General features: G+C 32.0%; 8 protein-coding genes. All 8 read right to left on the bottom strand.

Going from position 1 to position 8,375, the window contains the following annotated elements; genetic code table 11:
* Nucleotides 1–868, bottom strand: an 868-nt coding sequence (locus GQ540_RS05265; protein ID WP_291798379.1) for a tagaturonate reductase, incomplete at its 3' end; no start/stop codon positions are given.
* Nucleotides 869–918: 50 nt separating this feature from the next.
* Nucleotides 919–2,217 (bottom strand): MFS transporter, encoded by a 1,299-nt coding sequence (locus GQ540_RS05260; RefSeq protein ID WP_291798377.1) that lies wholly within the window; start codon nt 2,215–2,217, stop codon nt 919–921.
* A 71-nt stretch (nt 2,218–2,288) separates the two neighbouring features.
* Complete coding sequence (locus GQ540_RS05255) at nt 2,289–2,954, bottom strand: bifunctional 4-hydroxy-2-oxoglutarate aldolase/2-dehydro-3-deoxy-phosphogluconate aldolase (RefSeq protein ID WP_291798375.1); 666 nt, start codon at nt 2,952–2,954, stop codon at nt 2,289–2,291.
* Between the two features lie 3 nt (nt 2,955–2,957).
* The gene (locus GQ540_RS05250) at nt 2,958–4,178 is read right to left on the bottom strand and encodes a 6-phosphofructokinase (RefSeq protein WP_291798373.1); all 1,221 of its coding nucleotides are present in this window, start codon (nt 4,176–4,178) and stop codon (nt 2,958–2,960) included.
* 5 nt (nt 4,179–4,183) lie between these two features.
* Entirely contained in the window at nt 4,184–5,224 is a 1,041-nt protein-coding gene (locus GQ540_RS05245; RefSeq protein ID WP_291798370.1) for a sugar kinase, read from the bottom strand.
* Between the two features lie 21 nt (nt 5,225–5,245).
* Nucleotides 5,246–6,652 (bottom strand): glucuronate isomerase, encoded by a 1,407-nt coding sequence (gene uxaC / locus GQ540_RS05240; protein ID WP_291798367.1) that lies wholly within the window; start codon nt 6,650–6,652, stop codon nt 5,246–5,248.
* 12 nt (nt 6,653–6,664) lie between these two features.
* Nucleotides 6,665–7,453 (bottom strand): gluconate 5-dehydrogenase, encoded by a 789-nt coding sequence (locus GQ540_RS05235; RefSeq protein ID WP_291798365.1) that lies wholly within the window; start codon nt 7,451–7,453, stop codon nt 6,665–6,667.
* Nucleotides 7,454–7,458: 5 nt separating this feature from the next.
* Complete coding sequence (gene kduI, locus GQ540_RS05230) at nt 7,459–8,295, bottom strand: 5-dehydro-4-deoxy-D-glucuronate isomerase (protein WP_291798362.1); 837 nt, start codon at nt 8,293–8,295, stop codon at nt 7,459–7,461.
* Between the last annotated feature and the right edge of the window lie 80 nt (nt 8,296–8,375).

Below are 8,375 nucleotides of genomic sequence, written 5' to 3'. Positions count from 1 at the left end.
TATGTGCACCATTAAGAATTCTAACTTTACGAGTTATGTAAGGTTGCATATCTGTAACAATTTTAATATCTAAATTAATTTTATGAATGGGAAGTTTTTTCCTCAACCTTGAATCCGCTTCAATAATCCACAAGAAAAAAGGTTCAGCACTTACAATTAAATTATCTTCATATTTTAATTGCTTTTTATACAATTCTAAATCATCTTTTGGGTATCCAGGAACAATTCTATCAACTAAAGTGTTATGAAAACTATTGTAATTTAACAACCAATTTTTAAAATCCTTTTCTAACTTCCAATCATCAATATATTTTAAAATAATCTCTTTTAAAGTATCTGAATTGTAATTGATTAGTTCGCAAGGAATAATTGTTAGCCCTTTACTTTTATCTCCTTTAAAATATTTAAATCGCTCATATAACAATACCGTTAATTTAGCAGGAAATGAGCTTGGCGGTTGCATTTTTAAGGTATCTGACGCAACATATGCAATCCCTGCTTCCGTAGTATTTGAAATCACAAAAGTTAAAGTCTCTTCCTTTGCCAACTCTAAATACGACTTAAAATCTGAATACGGATTTACTCCTTTTACAATATTTGAAATCAATTCTTTTTCTTGAATTTCTTCTCCTTTTTGAACCCCTTTCATAAATAAGGTATACAAGCCATCTTGTCCATTCAGCATCGCTACCAAACCTTTATCAATTGGCTGAATAACTGCAACTCCTGCATTAAAATCGCATTCTTTATTCAATTTTTGAATCGCATAATCTACAAAGGCTCTTAAAAAATTCCCTTCTCCAAATTGCACAACCTTAATAGGTAGTTTCTGTTCTAATCCTGTATTTTTTCTATTTAATTTTTTCATATAATATCTATAAATTTATCGGGTACTCATCTTAAATTTTTAAACTTATACTATTCGTTAATTGGATTTAAATTTTCATCTAACACTGTCATTTTAGGCATTAATAAGTGTACCAATCCAAGAATTATAAGGTAACACGATCCTGCAATTAAAAAAGCCCAAAAATATCCTGAATTTCCAGCTTGATCCAATACGGAACCCAACGCTTTATCAGCTAAAATACCTGCAACGGCTCCTACCATTCCTCCAATTCCCACAACTGATGCTGTAGCTTTCTTTGGGAAAACATCTGAAACCAACGTAAATATATTTGCAGACCAAGCTTGGTGCCCTGCTGCTGCAATACCTATTAGTATAATTGCCACCCATTTACTTTCTGTAACAGCAACAAAACTTACTGGAAGTATAATTAAAGCACAAATTAATAATGTTATTTTTCTTGCTTTATTTACTGTCCATCCTTTTCTCATAAAGTATCCTGAAAGATACCCTCCAAAAATACTTCCTCCATCTGCTAAAATATAAATAACAAAGAATGGTAGTGCAATATTTTTAATATTTACATCAAAAGTATCTGCCAAAAATTTCGCTCCCCAGAAAAGGTAAAACCACCATACTGCATCCGTAATTTTGGCTAAACCAAACGCCCAAGTTTGACGTTTACTAAGTACACTTTTCCAAGGTAATTTCTCATCACTTTCTACTTCAGAATCACTTTGTATATATGCTAATTCTTCTTTGGTTACTTTAGGATGTACTTCTGGTTTCTTATACATACGAAACCATAAAAACACCCAAATAGCACTTAATGCTCCAGTAATTAAAAATGGTATTTGCCAATTTTTACCATTTTCATGAACAATCCAACTAACTACAAATGGAGCTGCTATTGCTCCAATACTAGTTGCTGCATTGAAAAGACCTGTTGCAAAAGCTCTATCTTTTTTTGGAAACCACTCAGCAGTTGTTTTAATTGCTGCTGGAAAATTACCAGCTTCTCCAAAACCTAAACCAAATCTAGCTGCTGCAAATCCAATAATACTAAACCCTGGACGAACCAACGCGTGTAGCATTCCAAAAACACTCCAAATCCCAATAGACAAAATGTAACCTTTTTTAGTTCCCAAACGGTCAATCAAACCACCCATTGAAAGCATTCCAATTGCATAAGCTACTTTAAAAGAAATCATGATGTTGGCATAATCATTATTAGTCCAGCCAAACAATTTTTCAAGTGTTGGTGCCAAAACACCAATAATACTCCTATCGAAATAATTAATGGTAGTAGCGAACATTAAAAGTGCTAAAATTCTGTAACGATAGTTCCCTATCTTTTGCTTTTTACTCATAATCTATTTAAATTTATTGGTTTTTCATCAACTAAAAATTGATTTTCAAAGTGATTTAAACTATTTCTATTTTATCTAACTTCATTAATAATTTTTAAAGCTTCTTTAACTTTAATTTTTAGAGAATTAAAATCTTTATTTATTAAAATTTCTTTTGAAATCAATTTTGACCCCATCCCTACACAGGTTACTCCTGCATCAAACCAACCTTTTAAGTTCTCTCTACTTGGATCAACACCTCCTGTAGGCATTATACTTGTCCAAGGCTGTGGACCTTTTACTCCTTTTACAAACTGAGGACCATAAATATCTCCTGGGAATAATTTTACAATTTCACATCCCAATTCCTCAGCCTTTGCTATTTCTGTTAATGTTCCACAACCTGCAGACCATAATACTTTACGCCTATTACAAACAATTGCAATATCTTCTCTTAATACTGGAGTAACAATAAAATTTGCTCCTAAAGACAAGTATAATGATGCTGAAGCACTGTCTGTTACAGAGCCAACTCCCATTATCATGCCTGGTAGTTCTTTAATTGCATATTTTGTTAATTCACCGAAAACCTCATGAGAAAAATCTCCTCGGGCTGTAAATTCCATTAATCGTGCTCCTCCATCGTAACAAGCTTTTAATACTTGTTTACTTAATTCTAAATCATTACTAAAAAACAAAGGAATCATTCCTGTGTTTTTCATTACTGAAGCTACTTCTATTCTTGAGTACTGTGCCATATCTTATTCTTTTAATATTTTTTTCAAATCAAACTCCCAAGGGTTATTTACATACTTCTTGGCTTCTTCATAGTCACTCTCTTCAATGAAATGTAAATTTTGAAAACATAACTTTGAAAATTCAGAGTTAACATCTACCAATCGAGGTTGTATTTTACCGTATTCATCTTCCAAATCTGACAAATACAATGGTGTAATTTCTCCTTTTGAATTTGCTGATACGATACAACCACTTTTACCTTCATCAAATACTTTTTTAACTCCCATTCCTAAAAGGGTGCATAAGGTTAAGTCAAAACCAATAGGTCTACAACAACGTATTTCATAGCCCAATTCCAATGGTCTACTTTTAACATGTAATCCTAGTTCTTCCAATTTATTTTGAATAAGCATATTAAATATATGTGACTTACTTATATTGCCTAATTCTGGATGTCCATGCTCATCATAGGTAAAGTGAATTCCAATTTTTTCAAGCTCAGAGTTCGATAAGTGATGAAATACACCTTCACTTATCATTGCAACACCATAATGTATATTTTCAATTTTTCTCTTTATAATAGATGAAATAACCAATCGAATAACTTTATCAGTAGTTATTTCATTCTTATTAAACATCTCTGGAATTACTACCATAGGAAAATGGCAACTTGTTGCAATACCAAAAGCTAAATGACCTGCTGACCTTCCCATAGCTGACATTACAAACCAATTTTGACTTGTTCTTGCATCTTCATACGCTGTGTTTCCAATTCTAACCCCTTCATCTTTAGCTGAGTGAAAACCAAACGTTGGGTTTCTATCTGGTAAAGGCAAATCATTATCTATTGTTTTTGGTACATGTATATTTGAAATATCAATATTTTTATTTTGTAAATATGTGGTTATTTTATTTGCAGAAGAAGCTGTATCATCACCACCAATACTCACTAATAATTTTACATTATTTTTTAAAAATAAATCTTCATTTAACTCCTCATTTTTGGGCTTAAACCGGCTCATAATTAGTGTTGAGCCTCCTCTGCTAAAAATTCGATCAGCATGGTTAAAATCCATTTCTTTAATTTTAGGTTTATTACTGAAAATTCCTTTAAAACCTTCATGCAAACCTAAAACTCGATAACCATCTTTTAAAAATTCCTTTGTTACTGTACTTATTACAGAGTTTATTCCAGGAGCAGGACCTCCACCACAAATTATTAATATCGATTTTTTATTTAGCATTATATTTATCTTGCAACTCTCCCTGATGCATCACCTCTCATTAATTTTTTAACCTCTTCAACCGTTACTAAATTTGCATCTCCTTTAATCGTGTGTTTTAAACAAGATGCTGCAACTGCAAAGTTCAAAGCATTTTGGTCATCTTCTGGGTATTGTAACAATCCGTATATTAAACCACCCATAAAAGAGTCTCCTCCTCCAACTCTATCTACAATATCTGTAATTTGATATTGAGGAGATTGAAACATTGTTTTTCCGTCGTATAAAACCCCTGCCCAAGTGTTGTGTGATGCAGAAATAGAGCCTCTAAGAGTTGTAATCACTTTTTTTGCTTTTGGAAATTTTTTTATCATTTGCTCACAAACAGATAAAAAAGCATCTGCTTTTACATCATGTCCTTGTGTGGTTATATCTAATCCTTCAGGTTTGATTCCAAAATGTTTTTCGGCATCTTCTTCATTCCCTAAAATAATATCACAATACGACGTTAATTCTGTCATAATTACTTCAGGTTCTACACCGTATTTCCACAATTTTGCTCTATAATTTAAATCGGTTGAAATTGTGATTCCTAATTTACTTGCTGCTTTTACTGCTTCTAGACAAACATCCGCAGCACTTTGAGAAATTGCGGGTGTAATACCAGTCCAATGGAACCATTCTGCTCCATCAAAGACTTGTTCCCAATCAATCATTCCTAATTTGATTTCACTTATGGCAGAATTGGCTCTATCATAGACGACCTTGCTTCCTCTTGAAACAGCTCCTGTTTCTAAGAAATAAATCCCCAACCTATCTCCTCCAAAAATAATATTCTGAGTATTTACACCTCTTTTACGCATTTCCATTAAAGTACATTCTCCAATATCATTTTTTGGTAAACGTGTTACAAAATCTACTGGGACACCATAATTGGCAAGTGATACCGCTACATTAGATTCTCCACCACCATAAACAACATCAAAATTATTTGTTTGTGAAAACCTTAAAAATCCAGGAGGTGATAATCGCAACATAATCTCTCCAAAAGTGACTACTTTTTTCATTCTATTTTATACTTATCTTTATTAAAAATTGAAATATTCTTTTGCGTTGTTATATGAAATATCTGTTATCATTTTACCTATCCATTCCATATCGTTTGGCAACTCTCCCTTTTGAATTTCATTCCCAAAAAGATTACACAATACACGTCTGAAATATTCATGACGTGGATATGATAAAAAACTTCTAGAATCCGTTAACATTCCAATAAAACAACTAATAAGCCCCATATTAGACAAGGCGTTTAATTGTTTTATAATACCGTCCTTTTGGTCTAAAAACCACCATCCAGAACCAAACTGAACTTTCCCTTTTATTTTTCCATCATTAAAATTCCCAACCATAGTTGCCAACACTTCATTATCTGCAGGATTTAAATTGTAAAGAATTGTTTTTGTTAGTTTATTTTTACTGTCAAGAATATTTAAAAAATTAGATAAACTTTCTGCTTGAGGATAATCACCTATAGAATCCCAACCCGTATCAGCTCCAAGTAAACTATTCATTCTTGCATTATTATTTCTTAATGCACCCAAATGAAATTGTTGAATCCAGCCAAATTCATGATACGTTTCTGCTAAAAACTGAAGCACAGCACTTTGAAATTTTAAAGCTTCATTCGGAGTAACTTTAGCATTATTCCTTTTTTTTCTGAAAATTGTTTTTATTTCCGTTTCATTAAAAGTTTCACAATAAATATGATTCAATCCGTGGTCCGATAATTTACACCCGTTCTTATCAAAGTATTGAATCCTATCTTTTAAAGCATCACATAAATCATTAAAAGTATTAATAGATTTTCCTGAAGCTTCAGCCAAATTATCTATATAAGTATTGTATGTGTCACTTTCAATTAAAATAGCTTTATCTGGGCGAAATGAAGTACTTACTTTTGTATTAAAATCACTTTTTAAAATTTGCTGATGATGCTCTAATGTATCTATTGGATCTTCAGTAGTACAAACTACTTCAACATTCATTTTTGTCAATAAATTCTGACAACTATACGCTTTCGAAGATAATATATCAGATGCTGTATTATAAATAGAATCGGCTGATTTTTCGTTCAACAATTCATCTATACCAAAGTATCTATCTAACTCTAAATGTGTCCAATGATACAATGGGTTTCGCATTGTATAAGGTACCGTTTTTGCCCAATGTTTAAATTTTTCTTCATCACTTGCACCACCTGTAATGTATTTCTCATCTATACCTAATGTCCTCATAGCGCGCCACTTATAGTGGTCTCCACGAATCCAAACATCAGTTAAATTTTTAAAAGATGTGTTGTTCGCTATATCTTTTGGAGACAAATGACAGTGATAATCAATAATTGGCATTTTACTCGCATAGTTGTGATACAACTCTTCCGAATATTTATTACTCAGTAAAAAATTACTGTGTGTAAATTTTTGATTCTTACTCATTTTTTTGATGAATTAATCTTCGTTTGAAGGTTTTCCTATAGTTGCTAAAATTCCTCCATCTACATACACAATTTGTCCATTTATAAAATCACTTGCTTTAGAGGCTAAAAATACTGCTGTACCAACTAAATCTTCTGGATTTCCCCAACGAGCCGCAGGTGTACGATTTAAAATAAATTCATTAAATGGGTGTCCATCCACTCTAATTGGTGCTGTTTGCGACGTTGCAAAATAACCTGGTCCAATTCCGTTTGTTTGAATATTGTATTTAGCCCATTCTGTTGCCATATTTTTGGTTAACATTTTTAAACCTCCTTTTGCCGATGCATAAGCAGAAACAGTATTCCTACCCAATTCGCTCATCATAGAATTAATGTTAATAATTTTACCTTCACGACGTGCAATCATTTTTCTACCTACATATTTAGACACAATAAAAGGCCCTACTAAATTAACATCAATTACAACCCTAAAATCTTCCGTTTCCATATCTTCCATTGGAACTCTTTTAATAATTCCTGCATTATTAATTAAGATATCTATGGGGCCAACTTCCTTCTCTATTAAATCAATGTGTTCTTCTACTGATTTATCATTAGTAACATCAAAAACGTACGTATGTACTTTTAAACCTTCTTTTTCATATTCTTGCTTTGCTTCTTCAAGCATCTCAGAAGAATAATTATTAATAATTAATTCTGCTCCTGCATGACCTAATCCTTTAGCCATTGCCATTCCTAAGCCGTGTACACCACCTGTAACTAAGGCTCTTTTCCCTCTTAAATCGAATAAATTTTTCATTTTTATTATTTTAAATCACTTGGTTTGAAAGTATCCATATCACTGTAGTCTAAATTTTCACCTGCCATTCCCCAAACAAAAGAATAATTTGAAGTTCCAGCTCCTGAATGAATAGACCATTCTGGAGATAATACAGCTTGATTATTTTGTAAAAAGAGATGTCTCGTATTTTGTGGCTCTCCCATAAAATGAGAAATTGTTTGCCCTTCTTCTAAATCAAAGTAGAAATAAGCTTCCATACGTCTATTGTGTGTATGTGCTGGCATTGTGTTCCAAATATTCCCTGGTAACAATTCTGTAAGCCCCATTTGCAATTGACAAGTCTTTACAATGCTATTTACAATAAGTTTATTTAGCACCCTTTTATTAGCATATTTTTCATCTCCTAACTGGATTACTTCAGCATCTTCTTTTCCCACTTTTTTTGTTGGATATTTTGTATGAGCTGAGGCTGAATTGATATAAAACAATGGTTGTTCCCTACTCACACTTGAAAAAATAATTTCTTTACAACCTTTCCCTATGTAAAGCGCTTCCTTGTTTTGTAATTTATACGTAATACCATCAACAGTTACAGTTCCTTTACCACCAACATTAACAATTCCTAACTCTCTCCTATCTAAGAAATTTTCAGATTTTAAATAGGGAATAGTTTCCAACTTTAAACTTTTCGTAACTGGCATTACACCACCAACAATAAACCTATCATACATAGAATACGTTAATTGTATTTGATCTTTTACAAAAAGTTTTTCAATTAAAAAATGGTCTCTTAACTCATTTGTTTCATACTTTTTTGCATCTACAGGGTTTGAAGCATATCTAAATTCTGAATTTATCATGTTGTATTATATTATATTTAAGTGTTTTGAATTTTATAAAAATATATAATACGAAAGTACAAAAAATATAATACGAAACA

Origin of the sequence: Lutibacter sp. (assembly GCF_013139515.1) — a bacterium.
Taxonomy (GTDB): Bacteria; Bacteroidota; Bacteroidia; order Flavobacteriales; family Flavobacteriaceae; genus Lutibacter.
Note: the sequence above shows the minus strand (reverse complement) of the source record. Positions and strands in the feature narration are given on the sequence as shown.